The following is a 22,493-nucleotide window of genomic DNA, read 5'->3' as shown; positions in this document are numbered from 1 at the left end:
GCAAAACTATACATTTCATTCCTTGCTAACAAGCGTTGCAAGGCTAAATTTCGGGTATGAGACGATTCCGCAAGTTTTTGAGACGCACGCCTTTCTTACCTATGTTTATAAGCCCTACTTTTGTAAGCATCATTACGGAAAATCATAATCACCATTCAATCAAAAAATAAAATGAGAAAGTATATTGTTTATATCCTACTACTTATTAATTACAGCATATTGCTGAATGACTTATCGGCACAACCTATAAAAAAAGATTATAGCCGGAAAGTAGATTCTCTTCTTCAACAAATGACGTTGGAAGAGAAAGTCGGACAGATGATCCAATACTCCAATGACAAACTCCAGACAGGTCCTACCATCAAAAACCAAAATCATGTAGAAGAAATAAAAAAGGGAATGGTCGGTTCGATGTTCAACATCATTACGGTAGAACGTGCCAGACAGTATCAGGATTTGGCTATGCAATCACGCCTCAAGATTCCTTTGATATTTGGTTTGGATGTTGTGCATGGGATGAGGACTATCTTCCCTATTCCATTAGGAGAAGCTGCCAGTTTTGACCTGAAAATGATAAAGAAGACCGCCCGGATAGCCGCTTCCGAAACGTCAGCATACGGTATTCACTGGACCTTTGCGCCAATGGTAGATATAGCCAGAGATGCCCGTTGGGGAAGAGGTATGGAAGGTGCAGGCGAAGATACATGGTACGGAAGCCAGGTAGCCAAAGCGCGCATAGAAGGCTTTCAGGGAACAGACTATTCCCGACAGAATACTGTTCTTGCCTGTGCCAAACATTTAGCTGCATACGGTGCTGCCCTCGCCGGAAAAGACTACGCGGAAGCCGATATTTCGGATGCTACACTCCATCAAGTATATCTCCCTCCCTTTCATAGTGCTGTAAAAGCCGGTGTAGCTACGTTAATGACAGGATTCAATGAAATAAACGGTATTCCGGCTACTGCCCACAAATATCTTCAAAGTGAGCTATTAAAAGAAAAATGGGGATTTAAAGGTTTTACCGTAAGCGATTGGGGTTCCATTGGAGAAATTGCCCGACACGGAATGGGCAAAGACAACAAAGATGCTACCAGAATTGCCGTCATAGCAGGATGTGATATGGATATGCACTCCATGTCTTATAAAAGAAATCTGGTCGACCTTGTAAACGAAGGCCAAGTAGATGTAAACCTGATAGATAATGCCGTAAGACGAATACTGACATTGAAATACGAATTAGGGCTGTTTGACGACCCTTATTGTTACAACAACAGATATCAGGAACTAAGTGATAAAAAGATAATCAACGAACATCGAAAATCAGCACGCCTGATGGGAAGCAAGTCAATCGTCCTTCTCAAAAACAATCAAGTCCTTCCTATCCAGCCGCATATATCCAACATCGCACTAATCGGTCCTCTCAACAAAGCCTCCAAAGATATGTTAGGCAATTGGAAAGCAGTAGGAGACGAAAAAGAGGTTGTTACAGTCGATGAGGGTTTACGTAATGCTATCCCACACGCACAAATAAGTTATATCGAAGGATATGATTTGGAAAATAATGAACTCAAACCATTACCGGCATTAGACCGCTTCGACATGATTATTGTAGCGGTAGGAGAAAGAGCAATGGAATCAGGAGAAGCAAGGTCAAAAGTGGATATCAATATCCACAGAAATCAACAGTTGCTAGTAAAACAATTAAAAGAAAAAAGCAACAAACCGGTTGTAGCACTCATAATGGGAGGACGACCATTGATTTTCTCAGATATGGAACCTTATGCCGATGCCATACTAATGACTTGGTGGTTGGGATCCGAAGCAGGGAACTCTGTTGCAGATATACTCACCGGAAAATATAATCCTTCCGGAAAGCTACCGGTTACTTTTCCCAAACAAGTAGGTCAATGTCCTATTTATTATAACCAGAAGCGAACCGGAAGACCTTGGGTTCCCAATAATCTATATGTCAGCGGATACTGTGACGAAACAGCTTTGCCTGCCTACCCCTTTGGTTTCGGACTAAGCTACACACAATTTGAAATAGACACCCCAGTACTTGAGAAAGAGAAATATTTTTTTAACGAACCTATTAAGGTAAAAGTAAAAGTCAGAAATAACGGAAAATATAAAGGAATAGAAACCGTACAACTCTATTTACAAGACGTCGTAAGTTCCATTACACGTCCTCTCATAGAGCTTTGCGGCATCCGACAAGTAGAATTAGCACCTAAAGAAGAAAAGATTGTCGAATTCATTCTGTTTACGGAAGATCTTTCATTTTACAGCCATGAAAAAGTATTCATTACTGAACCCGGCGAGTTTAAACTATTTGCAGGTAATAGTTCCGACAACCTACGGGCTACCTCTTTTGAATTACTGGAGACACGAATATCTTCCAACAAATAGCCTGACTTCATTCAGATATACAACATAATAACTGAAATAAATAACATTTATGAGAACTAAAAAACACATCATCCTGACGTTATTGTCACTCATCCTGGTAAGTCAAAACTGTCGGTCTCAGGAGCTTATCGCAAATGTCTATGGACGCAACTACCAACTACTGAATGGCAAATGGAATGCAATCATAGACCCTTATGACCAAGGCATCCGAATGGGTATGTTTAAGAATAAAAAGCCTGTGGGTAAAACTGATTTTTATGAATACTCATTTGAGGAAGGTTTAATTTTGAACGTTCCTTCCGACTGGAACTCTCAGATTCCCGAACTTAAATTTTATGAAGGAACAGTTTGGTATGCTCGCCATTTGGACATCAAGAAAAAGGAAAACGAAAGATTGTTATTATACTTCAATGCAGTCAGTTATCGTTGTAAAGTGTACCTGAACGGGAATGAAATAGGTCAGCACGAAGGAGGGTTCACACCTTTTCAAATAGATATAACTGATAAAGTTAAAGAGAATGATAATTTTCTGGCTGTAGCAGTGAATAACACCCGAACCAAAGATGCAATACCTGCCATGTCTTTCGACTGGTGGAATTATGGAGGAATTACAAGAGATGTCATGCTTGTAACAGTTCCTCAAAAGTATATTAAAAATTATTTTATCCAGCTAGATAAATTCAAATCTGATAAAATCAATGCGCATATTTCTTTGTCAGACAGAAAAGAAGGGCAGAAAATTATGCTTGAAATACCGGAACTGAAAGTAAAAAAAGAATTAGTAACAGATCTTTCAGGTAGCGCACAACTCTCTTTCACAACCCGAAAGTTACAACGCTGGTCACCCGAATCTCCCAAACTATATAGAGTCGTTATTTCATCTGGCTCTGATAGAATAGAAGAAAAGATTGGATTTCGTAACATCTATGTGAAAGGAGAAGATATTTATCTAAACGACAAGCCCATCTTTATGCGAAGCATAAGCTTTCATGAAGAAATTCCACAACGCAAAGGGCGCGCTTTTTCAGAAAGCGATGCAATCATGCTATTATCGGAAGCAAAAGCGTTAGGTGCTAACATGGTTCGCCTGGCTCATTATCCCCAAAACGAGTATATCGTAAGAACCGCTGAGAAAATGGGTTTTCTCTTATGGGAGGAGATTCCTATCTGGCAAGGGATAGACTTTAACAATGAACAAACCAAAAATAAAGCAGGCAAAATGATTAAAGAGATGATTATGCGTGATATAAACCGATGTGCTCTTACATTTTGGGGAGTTGCCAATGAAACAGCCACTTCCGAACCACGCAACCAGTTCCTCAGATATTTAATTAATTGTTGCCATGAATTGGATACTACCAGACTCATTACTGCCGCATTTGATCTGGCAAGATACAATCAAGAAACAAAAGCCTTCGAGATGAAAGATTCATTCATAAAAGAACTGGATGTGGTTGCGATCAATAAATATATGGGATGGTACCACAATTGGCCTGCTGAACCCGGACAAGTAAAATGGAATATAGCATCCGGACAACCTCTCATTATATCAGAATTCGGAGGGGAGGCATTGTATGGGGAAAAAGGCAAGGTTGATATCAAAAGTTCATGGAGTGAAGACTATCAGAAACAATTATATCTTGATAACTTGAAAATGTTCAGCCATATCCCAAATCTGCGTGGAATATCTCCATGGATTTTATTCGATTTCCGTTCTCCTTTCCGCTTTCATCCCAATCAAGGAGGTGAATGGAATCGCAAAGGCTTAGTGTCCGATCAAGGATATCGTAAAAAAGCTTGGTATATTGTACGTGATTATTACAGTAGTTTTAATAAGAATTAGCGAACGTATTATAAAATAATGGAACGAAAATACATGAGGATGAATTATATATCAAATATAAGTTTTGACACATCCATCCTCATACCACAAAATTTGTTCATCTTTACAAAGGATATTCTTCAAAAGCATACAAAATGGTAGACAAATAACGTTCGCCCGTATCAGGTAACAACGCAACAATCATCTTTCCTGCGTTTTCCGGGCGCTTCGCCAGTTCCGTAGCAGCATATACCGCTGCTCCTGAAGATATGCCAACCAATAGACCTTCTTGTTTGGCTAATTCACGACTCGTACGAATGGCATCGTCATTCTGCACCTGAATAATTTCATCTACGATAGAAGCCTTGTACGTTTTAGGAACAAACCCTGCACCGATTCCCTGAATCTTATGCGGGCCTGGCTTTCCTCCCGAGAGTACCGGAGAATCAGAGGGTTCTACTGCCACAATCTTTATACTCGGATCACGCATCTTCAGCGCTTCACCTACACCGCTCACTGTGCCGCCAGTACCTACTCCGGCCACAAAGATATCAACCTTCCCCTCGGTATCTCTCCATATTTCCAGACCGGTAGTCCGTAAATGCATGGCGGGGTTAGCAGGATTCTCAAATTGTTGTAAGATGACCGCTCCAGGAGTGACAGCCTTCAGTTCTTCAGCTTTGGCGATGGCTCCTTTCATGCCATCCGCACCGGGGGTTAATACTAATTCCGCTCCCAAGGCTTTTAGAAGATTACGCCGTTCAATACTCATGGTATCGGGCATCGTCAGAATCAGTTTATAACCTTTAGCTGCTGAAACAAAAGCCAATCCCACGCCGGTATTCCCACTGGTCGGTTCAATGATAGTTGCTCCGGGTTGCAAAACGCCTTTCGCTTCAGCATCCTCAATCATAGCCAATGCGATACGGTCTTTCACACTTCCTGCCGGATTGAAAGATTCAATCTTTACAATCAGACGGGCTTTCAGATCGTTACTCTTATTATAGTTACTAAGTTCCAATAACGGAGTATTACCTACCAAATCCGTCAGTTTTCTTGCTATCTTTTCCATATATACCTGTTTTAAATTTCTCTTGTTTTAATATATGGCAAAGATAGTGCGGATTCTGTTCAGAGTAAATACCATATATATGGTAAATTCATACCATATATGTCTGACTTCCCGCCAGATATTATGATTCCGCCAAATATTATGATAAAAAATCAGCTCTCATAGGACTGAATGTATCAATCAATACACCCGCTTCCAGACAAACACATCCATGAGGCTGGTCAGGTTCCACATAATAACCGTCACCTGTAGAGAGAATTTCTTTCCGGTCGCCAATGGTCAATTCGAACTTACCGCTTGCAACATAAGTAGCCTGACTATGATAATGTTGATGCATAGAACCGACAGCGCCCTTCTCAAATTCCACCTTCACCATCATCAGCTGTCCGTCATACCCCATCATCTGACGGCGGATTCCCGGAGCCGGTTTTTCCCAATCCAGTTCTTTCTCAAACTGAAAAGCATCACTGCGTGTTTTCATCTTCCAATCTATTCTTATTTATAACTATACTATTTAAATCTCTTCACATAATCTGTAATCAGATAACATGCCGGACCAAGTACCTGACCATGATCAAATCCTTGCATCTCATACAAAGTCACTTTCTTGTTACCTATACTTTTCAAGACAGCTTCCAACAACGCATTTTCTTCATATCTTGCCGCCATCTCCAGATGCTTGTCCCCCGTAATCAACACGAGAGGAGCTGTTTCCTTACGAGCCTTATTTACCGGAGCATACTCATCAACCACCGGAATACCGTCAGGCAAACCGCGTTCCTTACGAATAGTGAAATGTGTCACCGTCTGACCACTCACCGGAAGATAAGCAGCTACACTATCGGCATCTGCTCCATATGCTGCCATGTACTTTTTATCCATTGCCAGAATCAACGAAAGATAGCCTCCCGCTGAATGACCGGAAACAAAAATGTGATCCTTACGACCACCATACTTCTCAATATTCTTGAAAACCCATGCCACAGCTTCAGCCGCATCTTCGATGTAAGCCGGATTCTTTGCTTTCGGACTCAAACGGTAATTCACCGCCACTACTGCAAACCCTTGTTCTCTCAATTCTTTGGGAATAAATTTATTTCCACCTTCCATACCACCACCGTGAAACCAGACGATAGTTGAGAAATCCTTCTTGTTTTCAGGATAATAAATATCCAGTTTACAACGTTCCAGACGATAGGTATCCGTTTCGGAGCCAGAGACATAAGATATATCTTTGTTTGTGCGATAAGCATTTTGTGCTTGAGCAATGCAAGCACAAAGCAAAAAGAGAAGAAGGCAAATCTTTTTCATGGTTTCATTTATTTTATATTCATCTATTAGTACTATTCTTAAAAATTACTTTAGAGTTAATAATGTCATGTTCATCAATATATAATTCAGGATTCTCACCTGAGCTTTCCACCAAAGCTTCGATTGTGATACACTCATCCGGCAGCCACTGTTTAAAATGTAGCATATTATCTCTCAGTTCTACCATGTTATTTTCCGTGGCTGATAATTGAATCATCTTTTTTATATTTCTCGTATATAATGGAAGGCCACCCCCTTTAACTACTAAAGAAGATTGGGCACCTTCCCCAATAATATTCTTATTTCCCGTATTCTCTAACGTATAACATATTCTCCAAAGATTTTCAACCAGTATCGTATCTTCATACTGTACAAAGACAGTAATCCCCGGTATTTTAGGTTTTTGCGTCAGCAATGTACTCTCTGTACAGCAAACCGTCACTCTGACTTTTTCTTTCGAGAAATATGAAAGCAAAGTAACCACTCCCGCTAGAATTGTGACTGTTGTAACTACAATTTCTATCATATGTCTGTGTCTTTTTTTCATAATTACTATTCTTTAGTCAGTTCCCTCAATCGCCATGCACAATCTTTGAATTGCTTATCAATATACGTTAGCCGCTCTTCCAATTCATCAATTTTTCGTAAAGCATCTTTTACATCAATCTCCTTTCTTTCAATCTTATCCTCCACATATTTAATTACTTTCAAGTCATATTTGTTATGCCGTATCTCATCCTGCGTAGCAACATAGACCGGACAACCGTTTTTTTCTCCCCCCACCTCTTCTCCGATAAGAAACTTCTTATATATATTCGGAAGTTGTTCCAATACTTTATCAGAAAGTTTATAAAGACCTTTATTCGAAATATACCCCTTCCGTGCGTCAACGAATAAAGTTTGCGTCCTCATTCTTTCTTTTCTGAATACGAGAATTGCCGTAGAAATAGCCGTTCCATGAAATAGATTCGACGGCAATTCAATAACCGCCTCAAGTAGATTGTATTCAATAATCTGCTCTCGTATCTTGCTTTCAGTATTTCGGAACAGAACACCTACCGGCACTACTACAACAGCTTGTCCATCATTCCGCAAACTTGCCAAAATATGACTTATATATGCCCATGTAACTTGACTTTTAGGAGGAATACCATATTTAAAGCGTCTGTAAAAATCATCATAAGCTTCCTCAGATGCCCACTTATCTGCAAATGGAGGTACAGAAACAACAATATCAAACTTTTTCAACCCTCCATGATCCAATAATTTAGGACTACGAAGACTATCTCCCCAAAGAAAAGTCGCACCCTTGAAGCCATTCAGCATCAGATTCATTTTTGTCAATGCATACAAATTCCAATTCACTTCCTGCCCATAGATATCAGTACCCCTGATCCCCATTTTTTTACCGACCTCAATCAACAGAGTACCACTACCAGAAGCCGGATCGCACAAACAAGCATTTTTTCTATTGCCATCTATTAGTTTCGTGATCAAACTAACTACCTCTGTAGGAGCAAGTACATTATTTATCTTTTTCCCCGCCTCTTCAGCAAAAATATATAATAACTGATTATATAAATCACCAACATCTATCAACTGCCCGATAGCATCAGTCAACCTGACTTCTTGAAAAAGTTGAAGGAGTCCACGCAATTTACTCGATCGCGTGTTTGCTTCTCCTAATATATTACTTTCAAAATCAATAGCTTTATTGATTTCATAACCTTCAGTTACGAACCCATTTGCCTGCTCCAATTCATAAAGAGCCATATTTATCAATCTACCAAGATCCGGTGAATCAAGCGCTTTACATAGATAATCAAAAGAACTACGCTCGGACACCAATAAGTGTAGAGTAAGTTTGTTATCGTCTTGTTGAAAAGAATCATTAGACTTATAATATTCACTTGCAGACTTCAGAAATAGCAAAGCCAATACATAATCCCTACACTGATTGGCAGAAAGCGTTCCACCCAAGATTTGGCGCGCTTTATTTGCAATATAATACGCTTTTTCTTTCATAGTACAATCATTTTAAAGAATCCATCAGCAACTGATCCTGCAAACTTTGTTTAAGTTCATTTATTTCACTACGAATACATTCACTTTCTCTTCTCAACTGATCCATTTCTACAACAAGCTTCTGTACTTCTATAGATGGTATATCAAGCTGTATTTCTCCTATTACCGATTGGGGAATCACTTGAATGCCCGTACCTACCGCTGCGCTCTTCAACATACCAAGAATAGACGGCGTATTTAAAAAACAACAAAGAAATTCCGGTAATACATCACTAGTAATGGGACGTATAATAATAAAGGATGAAGATGCTATAGTACTTCGTTCTGCCCCCTCATACAATATGCAATAATTAGAGCCTCCTTTAGCCGCAAATAGCAAATCACCTTTTTTCAACCAATGCTTATCATTAATTCCTGTATTTATTACCGTAGCTACTTGAGTATAATCAAGTCGACTCTCCGGATCAACATCCTTCACCTGCAAATATCTGACCTCACCCTGCGAATCAGTTTTCATATATATACCGGATTGCATCATGGTTATATCCTTTAAAGTTACTTTCTTATTCATTATTTCTTTTATAATACAGACTCTACTTAATATAATTAATTCAACTATTAAAATAACTATCTCCCGGTTATCAACATGCTCACAACGGATAGATACCACAAATATATAGCTTTTTTCATTATTTACAAGTAATATGAAGGAAAAAAACAGGTAAATAAGCAAAATATCTCTTTTTATTCACTCTCTTCGAATTTAGTCAAGTAGAGTTTCTACTATATTAAAGACATGAAGCGAGATATGTATAAATTGAAAAGAATTTCATCGTCGAGAAAAAGAAGAACATTGCAACCTATCCATGGACGTCAGCAGATGTTCCCATAACTATTCGGAGCAAAGCATACCGACTACCCGGCTGAACAGAAAACCGTAATTCTACCGGTTCTATTGCTTATCTTGTACAACATCATGATAGTCCGGAACCCAAAGAATACGACATCGAATTAATCCCTTATGGATGTAGTACCCTACGGATAACGCTGTTTCCCGTAAGATAAGTTCAATAAGTATTAGAGATTTTGTTTGCGTAACATATAATAAAAACTATAAATTGAAACCTAAACATGAAAGAAAGAAATCCATATAAGCACCTGTGTCCTACTCTAACGAAGTATAATATCATAACAATATACATAGCCGGTTCTTATGAAAGCTAGAACATAAAGCATCTCCTGAAGGCTTAAGGCTACAAACTCTTATGGGGTTTGCAGCCTTTTTTGTTGCAAAAAATCAAGTAGAAACTACTAAAACGGCAGATGAGAGTCTATAATAAACTCCAGACCCGTTTATAATAAACGATGACGGTTTTTATTATAAACTAAAAAAGAGTTTGTGCATAAATGGTAAACTATTTTCAATAGACTATAAAAACAAGAAAACGAATGAATGGTTTTAGCTAGGATTAATAGTAAATATTAACCACAAAACTATCGTTCATAAATCCGGAATGTCAATAGCCTGCCTTGCTATCTGCATCCACACGACACGTACTTTATATAATACGCGCCTGACAATTATCAACTATCCGGATGGGTTATAACTCCAACCGGGAAGCTTCACGTAAAGAACGATCCCGCATTATGGCAAATCACTATGACCCGCCTCATAAAGCATTATCTGATCCAGTATCACCCCCTCGTCCAATGCTTTAATGACAAGTTGATGTGATTTTTTGCCGGAAACGGGGAGTACGATTTTCCGGATTGCCTGATTACGAAGCACATTCTCTTTCCATTCTTCGCTACGTCCCTCCGTTTCATAAGCTATCACTTCAGGCTCGGCACCATCCAAAGAAACCGAGATACGCAGCTTATCACCCTGTACCGGATGATTGGGAAGCAACCGGATATCTACTTCTAATAAATCCGTTTTCAAATTACCGAAATAGAAAGTCAGCGCATCACCTTTTCTTATTTCTGCGGCTTTACCTTCATATCCCAAGCCTTCGCAGACAACAGCATTTCCTTTTTTAGCATCCGCCCCGTTCCATTGACAGGCTGCCTTACGGTCAGCTATCATTGGAGCTGCAGCTGCTTTTCGTTCCACACGATTGAATACAGGAAGCTTGCGGGGCTTGAAATCCATCATACGGTTCCATTTTCCATTCTCCAGAGAATTGTAGTGTTGAGTGAGCGCGGCAATGCTATCATAAGCGGCATCACTCTTTTCCCAGTCTACCTTATCATGGCGTGCCAACTGGGCATATAACAATTTGCGATTCATTTGTGCCGCAGCCTGTACCGGATATTTCACCAGTTCGAAGTAGGCGCTCTGTCTGTCGACAGGCACTTTAGAGGCCGCCTTCTCCACCGTTTCCGAAAGTTCGTCGTAAGCATTCAGACGTTCGTTTATCTCTCTTTCGCTCCACGGCAGGTCTTTGACCACCCGATAAATCGGATTATTTTCCTCCTCCCGTGTATTTCCCATAAATTCGGGTTTGCGGATATGCGCCAAGCGATAATGTTCCTGCATAACGGGAAGTACAGCCTTTGCACAGGAAGTTCCCAGTTCCCGTTCCAGCCAATGTTTCAGATGCACGGTCACTCCTTCGGAAGACACCTTATCCAGATTCCATGCCATATCCATGAACAGTTCGATCTGATATTCGGCCGGCTTGATGTCTCCGACGTTCAGTATCCACATTTTCTGTATTCCCTGGTCATAGGCCAGTTTCATCTGCTGATAGATCAGTGAAGGACTCATGGTGCCCAGCCATAAATAATCGTGCGGACGTCCCCAGTAAGAGACATGATAGTAAACTCCATTACCTCCTTTACGTGCCCGCTCAACGGCAGTGGGGAAATGGCGGATATAACCATAGTTATCATCACACCACATCAGTGTCACATCTTCGGGCACTTGCAATCCCGCATGATAAATATCGAGTACCTCTTTATAAGGAATAAAGACCTGTGGCACTTGAGTAACCTCTTTATTTACATACTTTTCAAGCAACCCGCGCTGATCTGCAGGTACACGGTCCAAGACCGCTTTCTGCTCTTCTACCGTTTTGGCACCCTGCATCTTTCCATCGTGCACGCCACGCATACCTAATGTGTAAAGTATCTCTTGTCCGGCAACTTCCTTCACACGATCTTCCCAAAATTTATAAACAGCCGGACTGTTATTCACGTAATCGTATACGCCTTTTCCCCTTCTCGACCATTCACCGGCAGCATTACATGCCATCGGTTCGCAATGGGAAGCCCCCACAAAAATGCCGTATTTCTTCGCCATTTCCCGATTCCCTTTCGTCAGAAAGAAAGGAAGGGTGCACTCGTGCATAGCAGGCCAGTAAGTATTAGCCCGCAAACGGAGCAGCAGCTCAAAAATACGTTCGTTGGTACGCGGACCGATTTCTCCTTTCACATCCGACGGTTCGTAAGTTTGGTTGCCCCAAGGCATCAGTCCCCAGTCTTCATCATTAATGAAGATGCCCCGATACTCTACAGAAGGCGATTGCAACTCTCTGAACTTTGAAGAAAGACGGAAGGTTTCTCTCTTTTCAGGAGTCACGTCCGCCCACCATTCCCAAGGGGAGACACCCAACAAACGGGATATTTCGAGTATGCCGTAAGCTGTACCATGACTGTCACTACCGGCTACAACCAGCTTTCCATCTTGTGAGACAGTCAGCAGGAAAGCCTGTTTTTTATTTTTTAATGCGGAAAGATCAATACCTGTTTCGTTGATTAGATTACTCTGCCCTACAGTTCCTACCACAATAGCCCCTACCTTATCATTCAGTTCGGTGGTTGCAGACAATACAGTCCGAATATCGCGACCGAGCATTTCCAGCGAAGTGCGTACCACTAGCTTTTCCGAGTTACAGCATGCTATCGTAACCGTCTGACCGGATTGCAGAATAAACTCTTTTTGCTTGCCCTGAACCGACAAGACTGTCATTAAGAAAAGAAATAAGGGAAGTAAGGTTTTACATCTCATAAGTTTCATGTTTTTAGATTGTACAAAAATACGACATCAAGTTCTAAAACAAGATAGAATCATGTACAATTTGATAGAATTTCGTTCAAGCATCCAGTTTACCAGATCATCCGACAAGTAGCAACTGAATCCCGGGAAAGCATTGCTCTCCTCCGATTTCCATTCTCTAAACAATATGCTTTCAATGTTCTATTTTTAATATTCTGCAGGGAAATAGCTAATTAGAAAGTAACGAACTAGAAAATAAACTGCATAAATAATTGCATGAGCATACAAAAAACAGCCTAATATTGCATAAAAGCAAACAGGATATGTATCTTTCTCTATTCGGAAACCGTTCATTGCTTTAAAACCAACGAAGTGTTCCTCGGTGTGCATCGACTTGTTCCTCACCGGGGAAGCTATCGTTTCCCGGTGAGGAAGATAAAAATGGACTATTAAGAAGCATTTTTTCTCCAGTTTATCAGAATATGTCGGAAAGAAAAAAATAACAAAATGATTAGTTATTCGGGCATCCACTATCCGAATAACAAAAATAATCAAAAATCTACCGCAGTTCGATTGGTATATTTTCGAAACAGCAGAAATATAAAAATCGCGTAATTACAAATGCAGGACATTTCCCTGCTTTTCTTTACCAAACTGCAATTCACGTCCTTCTTCCAATGATTAAATATTCCTTTTTTAAGAATCATCGTTTTTTAAGAAGGTTATTTCAACTTTTATCCTTCAATAGCTCTTTTGTCTTATCCGCCAAAAATAGGGGAATATTAATCAAATTACCATCTTGTTTCAAATTCAGTATTGAATACCGGATCCGGCAAGCAGGCTGGAAAAGCTTCTCATCATAAATCACATTTTTGATATCAGAAATGTAATAATTTACACATTTTCGATACGAGTTTCGTGCGAATACACACATTATCCATATAAAACGAAAGAAAAATTCAGGATAAATGCATTGTATTCAAATCGAAGAAAGTATCTTCGGTAAACTACCCAAATAATAAAAAGGAAGATTTATCAATCGGAAACTCTTTCCGGCAACCGTCTTCACATCATCAATAGAATATGGACCACTCCAAATACGGACAGCTAAATCACCGCCAGACAAATCCATGAAAGAATGTAACGAACGGAGATGCGCATTCTTTCCGCATTTCACTTCAACCGGAATAATTTGTGTTCCTTTTTGCCATACAAAATCTGTTTCGGCATTGGAGCCTTGTTTGTCACGTACCCAAAAATGCAAGTCGGAAATATACTGTTCATCAAGTAATACCTGCAATTGTTGTGCTACAATATGTTCGGCGATAGCTCCTTGCCACGTATCCATCAACGTACGGTCATGCAGAACTTCAGTTTGGATATTTGCAGCAAAATTAACTAGTCCTGTATCCAGCCACATCAATTTAGGAGCACGTTTTAGAGCAGGCAGCGCCGGTGCGTGCATAGCTGTAACAGGATAAACTAAATGTAGTATAAAAGCTTTTTCCAAAATATTGAAAGCTTCACGCACTTCCTTTGAGTTATAGGTTGACTCTCCAAAATTTCCCAGTTTAATAGTCTGTCCTGCCTTGTTCCAGCCCGTCCGCAATATATGCCGGATGACATACGTCTGCAACTGGGTCGGTGCATACTTTTCAACATCCTCGTTATAACCTTTCAATAAAGAATTATAAATAGACTTCAAACGCACCAAGTCTCCATTCTCCGCATAATCGGCTACTACTTCGGGCATACCACCAATCAATGTATATCTATGAAAACGAGACATTGCCTCTTCATGCAACGCAGATGGCAAACTTATTTCATCTATAGCAGTACGATAATGCCCCTCGCCCATAGCAGTCAGATATTCTCCGAAAGTACAAGGGGAAAGTTGCATATATTCTACTCTACCCACCGGAAAAGAGATACGTTCTTTCAACAATGACTGTAAACGTGAACCGGCAGCGATAACATACAAATCAGGCATATCTTCATAAAAATACCGCAACAATGCTACCGCCTTAGGCACATTCTGTATCTCATCTATAAATAGCAACGTCCGCCCCTCACGCAGAAGAATATTCTTTTGAAAACAAGCTATCTTCATTATTTCCTGTACTTTATCCGTACTCTGAAACAGGCGCGCATCTTCTTCACGCTCCAGATTCAAATGAAGATAATTCTCAAAGTTCCGGGCAAACTCATTAACTAACGTCGTTTTTCCTACCTGACGCGCACCACGCAACACCAAGGGTTTACGCCCTGTACGTTCGGCCCACTTTTGCAACTGATTATAAATATCTCTTTCAAACATAAAAATCATTGTTAATCAGCTACAAATATACCATTTTATTCTAAGAACATAGGCAATTTAACGAAATAACCGCCTAAAAACATAGGCAAAATGAAGAAAATATAAGCAAAAAACATAGGCAAAGTAACCCATGATTTCTGCAATTACTACTTAAAGATAATCATAATCTTTTCACCAACACCTTTATCAGGTATTCTCACACTACAGACACCTGTTCCTTTATCCCAACTCCACACCACAGTTTCAGTGTCATTCTCCAGATTTTCTTCCAAACGTTCCGGTTTAGTTTTCTTTATCTTCTTTCCTTTGACAGTTACCTCTTTCGGGGCTTTCGCAGAATAAATACGGAACAACAGATTTCTCGGACCGGGGACAGTGTATCCTTTTCCTTCACGGGCAGAGACAGTCAATTCATATCCATTTGCCAAAGTACTGCAAATAATCGGTGTTTTGACAAATTCATCACGCTGGTACCCTAAGTTTTCTCCTTCATCTTCGTAAAGAGTAAAGGCTGCCTGTGCATCTTCCTGTGCGGGGAAGATTTCAAAAGTAAGTGGATATACCGGTTTCTCGTGGGTGTAGTTCATCACCGGCATCGTAGGGATGATAGAACCTTGCTTCACAAACATAGGAACAGAAGACAAGGGAGCATCAACGGTAGTCCATTGCTCTCCGGTGTAGACCGTCTGCTTGTTGTTGTAGTCTATCCATGTACCTTCGGGAAGGTACACGTTCTTTGTGCGGGCACCTTTCTTCACCACGGGGGCTACCAACAATTCACGACCGAACAAGAATTGGGCATCCGTAGAAAACGTTTCCATATCCATTGGATATTCGAGAAATAGAGGCCGCATGATAGGCAATCCTGTATCATACGCTTCGCGGGCGTAAGTGTAGATATACGGCAACAAACGATATTTCAGTTCGATAGCCGCTTTCGCGTTCTTTTCCGCTTCCGGTCCGAAAAGCCACGGTTCCACCGGATTATCTCCCTCGTGGTGAATACGGCTCAAAGGATTAAATGCTCCGAATTGAATCCAACGGGTATAGAGTTCCGCCATAGCCGGATAATCCTCAACATCTCCACAGTAACCGGTAATATCACAGGAAGAAAATGGGATTAATCCCAATCCGGCGGAAAGCATTACAGGAATCTGATTGGCTAATTGTCCCCACCCTTGCAGTACATCGTCTCCGTTTCCGCTATCACCCGTCCAACCGAACGTATAACGTTGCAATCCGGCATAAGCAGCACGAGTCATTTGGAAAACACGACGGTCCGGATTCCTCTTTTCAAATTGCTCTTTTACCACTTTGTCCCAAGTCAGGCCATAGACGTTATGGATTTCATCGTGCATACCGAGATGGTGCTTCATCACCAGGCGTTCCGTCTGCTCCTCGTTACTCCAGGCAGGTTCGCCCATGTCTGTCCAGAAGCCGGAGACACCATCGTCAATAGGTTTCTGCTGATAAGTTCCCCACCAGTCGGCTACGGCAGGCAGGGTGAAGTCTACCACTCCGCAGTTTCCACCCCACGGCCAGGGCATATCGTAGCTTTTACCGTTCGTACTGTCCTTTACAAAATAGCCCAGGCGGTCTGCTTCTTCCCATTGTTTTTTGTTGGCTTGTGCAATTACCGGGTCTTGAGATACGACTACCTTAAAACCCATCTCTTTCAAATCCGAAAGCATCTTCCTAGGGTTTTCATAGTTTCCTTTGCGCCATTCGAAATCCTGCAAATATTCTGTCCAGCCGATATCCTGATAGATAATATCACAAGGTATTCTCCGTTTCCGGTAACCTTCGGCTATTTCACGACTTAGCTTTTCACTTGTCAACAGACCGCGGCATTGAGCAAAACCCAACGCCCATTTCGGCGGCATGATAGGTTTTCCGGTCAGTCCGACGTATTGGCTGATGATTTCTTTATAGTCTTTACCGAAAATAAAGTAATATATCATTTCCCCGTTCGGCGCTTCAAAGCTGTAATAATCACGGCTTTCCGTTCCGAATTTGAATTCCGTCTTATAGGTATTATCAAGGAAAATACCATACCGGTAATTGCTCATAAAGAAAGGAATACTCTTGTAAAGAGGATCTTCTACCACACTATAACAAGGTTTGTCACTATTCCACATCTTATAAGACTCGCCACGACGGTCCATCTTTCCCGCTTTCTCACCAAGTCCGAAGAAGTGCTCGTCACGACGAAGCACTTTATATTCCACCTTCTTCGTTCCTTCACTGACATGGCCTTTATCGGCATAATCACTAAACAGGAGTTTCTGATATTTATCGAATATCTGAAGACTCATCGGAGATTTATTCACCCGGATACGCAACTTCGGAGTAAATATCTCGTAACAGGCCGCCTGTTCATCCACATGAATAGTTCCTACCTCTTCCAGTTCTTCATTAATCACTGCAAACGAAGCATTTCTTCGTTGCAATTGCCCGTCGGGTGAGAACCAGATTTTCACGACGGAAGAGCTGCAAAGTTGCAATTGTAAGGCGGCACTGTCCGCCAGGTGAAAAGTCACCTGACGTCCCTGCTGTGTAAAAGAAGTGCATGTACGTGTCGTATTTTCCGCCCAAACCCATGTTGGAAATATCAGGCACAACACCCATACCCATAATCTATATCTAATCATCATACCTATCATTTTAGTTATTCTGTAGCAGCCGCTTTATTCAACCACAATCATCGTCCAATATTTCAGGGAAGGCAATGTGAATGAGACAACCCCGTTCTCCTGTGTAAAGGCCAACTCCTGCAAAGCCCCTCCGTGTGCATCCGGCGACGCTACCCACAACTTATTCACTTTTGCCGACAGATTCATTTGCAAAGCTGCTTTTGTAATCAGAGCCGGTTCCGGCATCGTACCGTCCACATCTCTCCAGCTAAGGCTGTTCGCTTGCGAAAAGTTAAGAAGATGTATCACTTGCTTGCCACCTACCTGCTTGGCATAAGTAGTAACTGATCCCTGTTGAGGAGGCCAGCTATTCAATCTCATTTCGCCATTGGTACAATTCATGGAAACACTATTCTCCGTACCACCGTCACGAAGCAGATTTTGATAAGAAGTCAGGAAGTCATAGTAACGAACCATCGCTGTTTTCAATTCCTCGCTCATTGTCAGGTTCTCATTCGGAAAGTACTCTTTGCACAACATGTGATCGCCTCCCAACTCCAGGTGCGAACCACCCAAAGCAAACATGACAGCATCTGTCAATAAGATACCCGGCGTATTAAATTCTCCCCGGTTATCCGCTTTATTATAATTCATATAAGCTGCAAAAACCGTATTCAACTGATAATTGCCATAGACTCCATTTTCATAAAGAATGGCTTTCAGATTGGTAAAATCAGCCTCATCCGCCCACACCTCATTATAGAAGAAATCAACTTTACCTGTCTCCCCTATCTGACGGGCACCGTAACGGCTGACCGCATTCATCACCAAACTCTTGTCCGGATGAGCCTGCTTCGTCGCTTCAATAAAAGAAGCATATCCCTCACGCAGATTGACCGGAATACCATTGTAATTGTAAAGCGTGCTACGTCGTCCCAACTGGTCTATCTGATAGCCGTCGAAGGCAAAGTTCGCGTATACATCATCATTCCTTTCGTTCAAATATTTCTGCCATTCCTTATTAGAAGGGTCGACCAGATAAATATTACTTTTCCATCCGCCCGGCAAATCATGACTGTCTTTAGTAGTGTGAGAAGCATCCTTAAACAAATACCATTCCTCCTTCACCCCGTCCGTAGCAGCATCCTTCAACGCCCCGAAACAAAGATTGTAAAACATAGACTTCATACCGAAACGATGCTGCGCTTCAATGTAATTTTTCACCGAACTTGTATAAACCTCCCGGTTAGCGATGTCCATATATACTTCGTCCAACTGTGTGCGTGTACCGCCCAACGGCCAGTGATGTTTATTATGCCAGTCCTGAAACTGTACCCAATTGATGTGATGACGATTCAGATACGCCATCTCTTCCTGTGTCTTTTCAGCCGTCTTCTCCTGACTGAAATCAGCGACAAAACCATAACGCGGAAAACGTGACGGATCACTGGATACATCTACCGCAATCGTACCGACAATCACATCCGTACCATTCTCCTGACGGTACAGTTCCGCCATATATCCTTTGAAATCAGTAGTAGGCGGTTGCCATATCCAGCTCGTACCATTTACCGACTCTTCTCCGACAACCTCCCCTAAAAGACGATAGCGAACTTTAGTTCCGGCAGGCAACGCATCTTCTGCTGTAAATACCACTTTCTCCCCCGGTTTATAGAAAGCCTTATCCGTAGACAGGTCCACACTTAAATCCGATGTTACCGGAGTCACTTCGGTAACACTGCCCGAAGCTCCTCCATTCTCCTGGTTCGCCCCATGATCGTCACTGCAAGCCATACACAGAAAAGCAGCCACCCAATATATTATTTTCTTCATCTTGAATTCTTGTTTTATTGTTTCACAATCGAAATCGTCTCTTTCAACTGGTCAATCGTAATCCGATAAGAACCGGCTTCCTGAATATTCCACTTATTATCCAAACTACCCAAATCTGCATCCGGATACATACTGCTCAACTCCGCATCCGACTTAACAACAAACAATGCCGTCTCTACTTCTCCCGTCGGAGCCTTGTTGCTCTTATCCGCCATAAACCAATCCCCGTTCCAGTCTGATTGCTTGTCGCAGGAAATCTTCATCTCACCTGTTTTCAGTGTGCCGCTCCAGGTAAAGATGTAAGGACTGTCGGCACTCTTCGTCATCGGAGTAGCATTGCCTAAATCCCATCCGTTTGGAGTTGCCTCACCCACCAGATACAGCCCTTCGTAAGGAGTGAACGGACGCATCAGCATCTTTTCTTTTCCTTTGCCTGTATAGAACCATACTTTATAAGGTTTGCCACATTCGGCTTCCTTCATCTGCCATTTATTATCGTCACCTCCAAGCACTACTGATGTCGAAGTGTACGGAGCATTAGCCACAGTAGGATGGAAGAAAGCATCCGCCTGACCGAAATCTGTCACAGAAGCGAATTTAAATTCTCCGTCCGCCTTCCAGGGAATCACGGCTCCATAATGGAACAGGTTCATCTGAACAGCATCTTTAGACAGTGCTTCAAATCCCCAACCATTGTTACCCGTAAACGAACCGACAATGAAAAATTCTTCATATCTCCAGCCAATATCTTCTGTTTCAGTAAGTGTCAACGTCAAGTCGAGCAGGTTTGCTTTTACGATATAAGTTGCTTCTTTACTGATTGTGAACTGTTCGTCCGGTTGGTCACCCGATGTACGATAGGTCAGTTTGAGTCCTTCTCCGGCAGTAGCATCACGGTTGTACGACGGCAGGAATTCTCCTAAGGTCGTTATAAACTTAAACGATCCGGTATTCAGCTTTCCTGTCCATGTAAACTGTCCGTTATCCGTGCGCTCCATTGCCGTTGCGTTATCGGCACTCCATCCGTTCGGAGTAGCATCACCAATCAGGTAAAGCGTCGTAGTAACCGGCTGGTAAGTAGTCAACGTAAAGGCAGTCGTCGCAATCTGCTTCTGATCTTCCATTCCGGCAACGACGGCTGTGATACGTGCTTCCAGCTCTGCCTTCACGTCATAACCGATACCGAACTGCGTATGCAGAAATTGGTTAAGTTCTTCCACTTTCTTAGTCCATTGATACGTTCCCGTACCCAAATCCACCGAATAAGCATTCGCAAAGTCCGTTCCGGCTTTCGCCAGTTCAAGCGTATAAGAGATACGGTTACCGCTTCCATAATTCGTTCCGGTAGTCCATGAAAGCGCCAGCGCCTCCTGACTATGGTTCTTTTCGTTCAACACCAACTCCTGCTGATTCACCGAAAGGGTGAGGGTATCATGTCCTTTATCTGTCTCCATATAATCCTCGGTACAAGCAACCATCGTTGCGCCGATGAAAAGAGAGCATAACAACTGATATATATATTTTTTCATCATATTATTTGTCTAAATGAATGATTATAAAACGGATTAATAACCGGGATTTTGAGTCATCAGGTGATTGGAGTCCATCTCCGTTTGCGGAATAGGCAACAAGAGACGTTCTTTGGTCACATTATTCTTACCGATAGATTTCAGGAATGTCAATGCATAATTTCCATTATCAACCCGGATCATATCGAACCAGCGATGTCCCTCAAAAGCAAGTTCCATCCGACGTTCGTGAATAATCTTTTCTCTCATTTCGGTCTGCGTCAGAGTGGTCGGCAACCCTGTCAGTCCGGCACGCTTACGAACGATATTCAATGGTTCGGCAGCCTGATCCGGATGTCCCTGCTCATTCAAGGCTTCCGCTTTCTTCAGTAAGACATCCGCATAACGATATACTACAAAGTTGTTGGGGTTGGTATTATACTCCGGAGAGACGGTTTTCGACACAAGGAACTTACGTACGTTATAACCCGTATTCGACCAGGAACGTCTGTATTCCATACCGTCAAAAGCAGGACAACCCTGATACAACACAGTGATGTCTTTCCGCAAATCACCGTCCTCGTATTGCTTGACAAACTCTTCCGTAGGCAAGTTCCATCCATAAGCACCGGCTACCATACCCGAATTACGAGGCCCCATGAAAGTAGACAGCCAGGATGCTTGATTATCGCCGCCCCAGAAGTCATATTCCGTACTACCGGAGTATTGCACTTCGAAGAGAGATTCTGCACCATTATTGATCGTCGCATTAAAGTTATCAGCATAATTGCATTGAGTCAGATCATATCCCATTGCAGCAATGTTATTGCACAAGGTCACTACTTCATTATAATAGTCGCGATGGTTGGGAGCCAGTGTCAGGTAAATATCCGCCAGCATCGCCATTGCAGCCTCTTTGCAGGCACGTCCCCTGTCAGCATCTCCATAACTGCTTTTCGGAGGAAGCATATTCACTGCATTTTTGCAGTCGGAAAGAATTTGAGCATATACCTCATCTACCGTATTACGGGCAATATCCGCAGATTCTCCCGGTTCAAACGGCTCCAAGCGCAAAGGCACCCCTCCGTACAAACGAACCAGAATATAATAATAATGTGCACGCAGAAAATAAGCCTCACCCATGCAACGGGTCTTTATCTCATTGGAGACAGATGCTGAAGGCAAATTGGAAAGCACGATGTTGCAACGTCCGATCCCTACCCACGGAGAACGCCATACATACAAGGCAAAGCCGTTATCGCTCTGGGCAATGAAATTGGAAGCCTGAACAGTCTCCAAACCGTCAGTACCTCCTCCGGCTCCTACTTCACTGTTACCTGCGATGATGTCGAGGCTCCAAATACGCTGGTTATACATATTAGATGACTGAAGAGTCTTGTAGCAGGCAGTAGTCAGTGCCACAGCAATCTCATTCGTCACTTCCGACTCGGGATCGACGCCATATTTGGGATATTTATCTAAGAAATCGTTGCACGATGTCAATGCCAGCACGGCAGACATAAATACCAAAGTTATTATCTTTTTCATATTCTTTCTCCTGAT

The 22,493-nt window shown here is 41.9% G+C and carries 14 protein-coding genes and 1 pseudogene; 2 read left to right on the top strand and 13 right to left on the bottom strand.

What is annotated here, in order from left to right; translation table 11 throughout:
• Positions 1-171: 171 nt before the first annotated feature.
• Both KSX81_RS12370 and KSX81_RS12365 read left to right on the top strand, forming a co-directional pair.
• Positions 172-2,409 (top strand): glycoside hydrolase family 3 N-terminal domain-containing protein, encoded by a 2,238-nt coding sequence (locus tag KSX81_RS12370; RefSeq protein WP_004298584.1) that lies wholly within the window; start codon positions 172-174, stop codon positions 2,407-2,409.
• Positions 2,410-2,458: 49 nt separating this feature from the next.
• The gene (locus KSX81_RS12365) at positions 2,459-4,252 is read left to right on the top strand and encodes a glycoside hydrolase family 2 protein (RefSeq protein WP_217725449.1); all 1,794 of its coding nucleotides are present in this window, start codon (positions 2,459-2,461) and stop codon (positions 4,250-4,252) included.
• 103 nt (positions 4,253-4,355) lie between these two features.
• Here the strand turns inward: KSX81_RS12365 and cysK are convergent, their stop codons facing one another.
• The 13 genes and pseudogenes from cysK to KSX81_RS12305 all read right to left on the bottom strand — a co-directional run bounded on the left by cysK (position 4,356) and on the right by KSX81_RS12305 (position 22,451).
• The gene (cysK, locus tag KSX81_RS12360; protein WP_217725448.1) at positions 4,356-5,303 is read right to left on the bottom strand and encodes a cysteine synthase A; all 948 of its coding nucleotides are present in this window, start codon (positions 5,301-5,303) and stop codon (positions 4,356-4,358) included.
• A 139-nt stretch (positions 5,304-5,442) separates the two neighbouring features.
• Positions 5,443-5,784, bottom strand: a complete 342-nt coding sequence (locus KSX81_RS12355; RefSeq protein ID WP_217725447.1) for a cupin domain-containing protein — start codon at positions 5,782-5,784, stop codon at positions 5,443-5,445.
• Positions 5,785-5,813: 29 nt separating this feature from the next.
• Positions 5,814-6,614, bottom strand: a complete 801-nt coding sequence (locus KSX81_RS12350; protein WP_217725446.1) for an alpha/beta hydrolase — start codon at positions 6,612-6,614, stop codon at positions 5,814-5,816.
• Between the two features lie 19 nt (positions 6,615-6,633).
• Positions 6,634-7,161, bottom strand: coding sequence for a hypothetical protein (locus KSX81_RS12345; protein ID WP_224440831.1), 528 nt, complete (start codon positions 7,159-7,161; stop codon positions 6,634-6,636).
• Between the two features lie 5 nt (positions 7,162-7,166).
• A complete protein-coding gene (locus tag KSX81_RS12340) occupies positions 7,167-8,639 on the bottom strand; it encodes an N-6 DNA methylase (protein WP_004298590.1) in 1,473 nt (490 codons plus the stop codon).
• A gap of 7 nt (positions 8,640-8,646) precedes the next feature.
• Positions 8,647-9,210, bottom strand: a complete 564-nt coding sequence (locus tag KSX81_RS12335; RefSeq protein ID WP_004322923.1) for a restriction endonuclease subunit S — start codon at positions 9,208-9,210, stop codon at positions 8,647-8,649.
• A gap of 1,074 nt (positions 9,211-10,284) precedes the next feature.
• Complete coding sequence (locus KSX81_RS12330; protein ID WP_004322922.1) at positions 10,285-12,651, bottom strand: glycosyl hydrolase 115 family protein; 2,367 nt, start codon at positions 12,649-12,651, stop codon at positions 10,285-10,287.
• A gap of 715 nt (positions 12,652-13,366) precedes the next feature.
• Positions 13,367-13,513 (bottom strand): annotated as a pseudogene (locus KSX81_RS29120) (ATPase); the annotation flags it as partial.
• Between the two features lie 105 nt (positions 13,514-13,618).
• Positions 13,619-14,956 carry an ATP-binding protein gene (locus tag KSX81_RS12325; RefSeq protein ID WP_004322921.1) on the bottom strand — a complete coding sequence of 446 codons (1,338 nt, stop codon included), beginning with the start codon at positions 14,954-14,956 and terminating at the stop codon, positions 13,619-13,621.
• Between the two features lie 146 nt (positions 14,957-15,102).
• Positions 15,103-17,607: a glycoside hydrolase family 31 protein gene (locus tag KSX81_RS12320; protein WP_004322920.1), complete on the bottom strand. Its 2,505-nt coding sequence runs from the start codon at positions 17,605-17,607 to the stop codon at positions 15,103-15,105.
• 36 nt (positions 17,608-17,643) lie between these two features.
• Complete coding sequence (locus KSX81_RS12315; RefSeq protein ID WP_004298599.1) at positions 17,644-19,422, bottom strand: glycoside hydrolase family 66 protein; 1,779 nt, start codon at positions 19,420-19,422, stop codon at positions 17,644-17,646.
• Positions 19,423-19,436: 14 nt separating this feature from the next.
• A complete protein-coding gene (locus tag KSX81_RS12310) occupies positions 19,437-20,951 on the bottom strand; it encodes a SusF/SusE family outer membrane protein (RefSeq protein ID WP_004322919.1) in 1,515 nt (504 codons plus the stop codon).
• A 36-nt stretch (positions 20,952-20,987) separates the two neighbouring features.
• Positions 20,988-22,451, bottom strand: a complete 1,464-nt coding sequence (locus KSX81_RS12305; RefSeq protein WP_004322918.1) for a RagB/SusD family nutrient uptake outer membrane protein — start codon at positions 22,449-22,451, stop codon at positions 20,988-20,990.
• Positions 22,452-22,493: the final 42 nt, after the last annotated feature.

The sequence above is a fragment of the Bacteroides sp. MSK.18.37 genome, assembly GCF_019129155.2.
Classification (GTDB): domain Bacteria; phylum Bacteroidota; class Bacteroidia; order Bacteroidales; family Bacteroidaceae; genus Bacteroides; species Bacteroides ovatus.
Note: the sequence above shows the minus strand (reverse complement) of the source record. Positions and strands in the feature narration are given on the sequence as shown.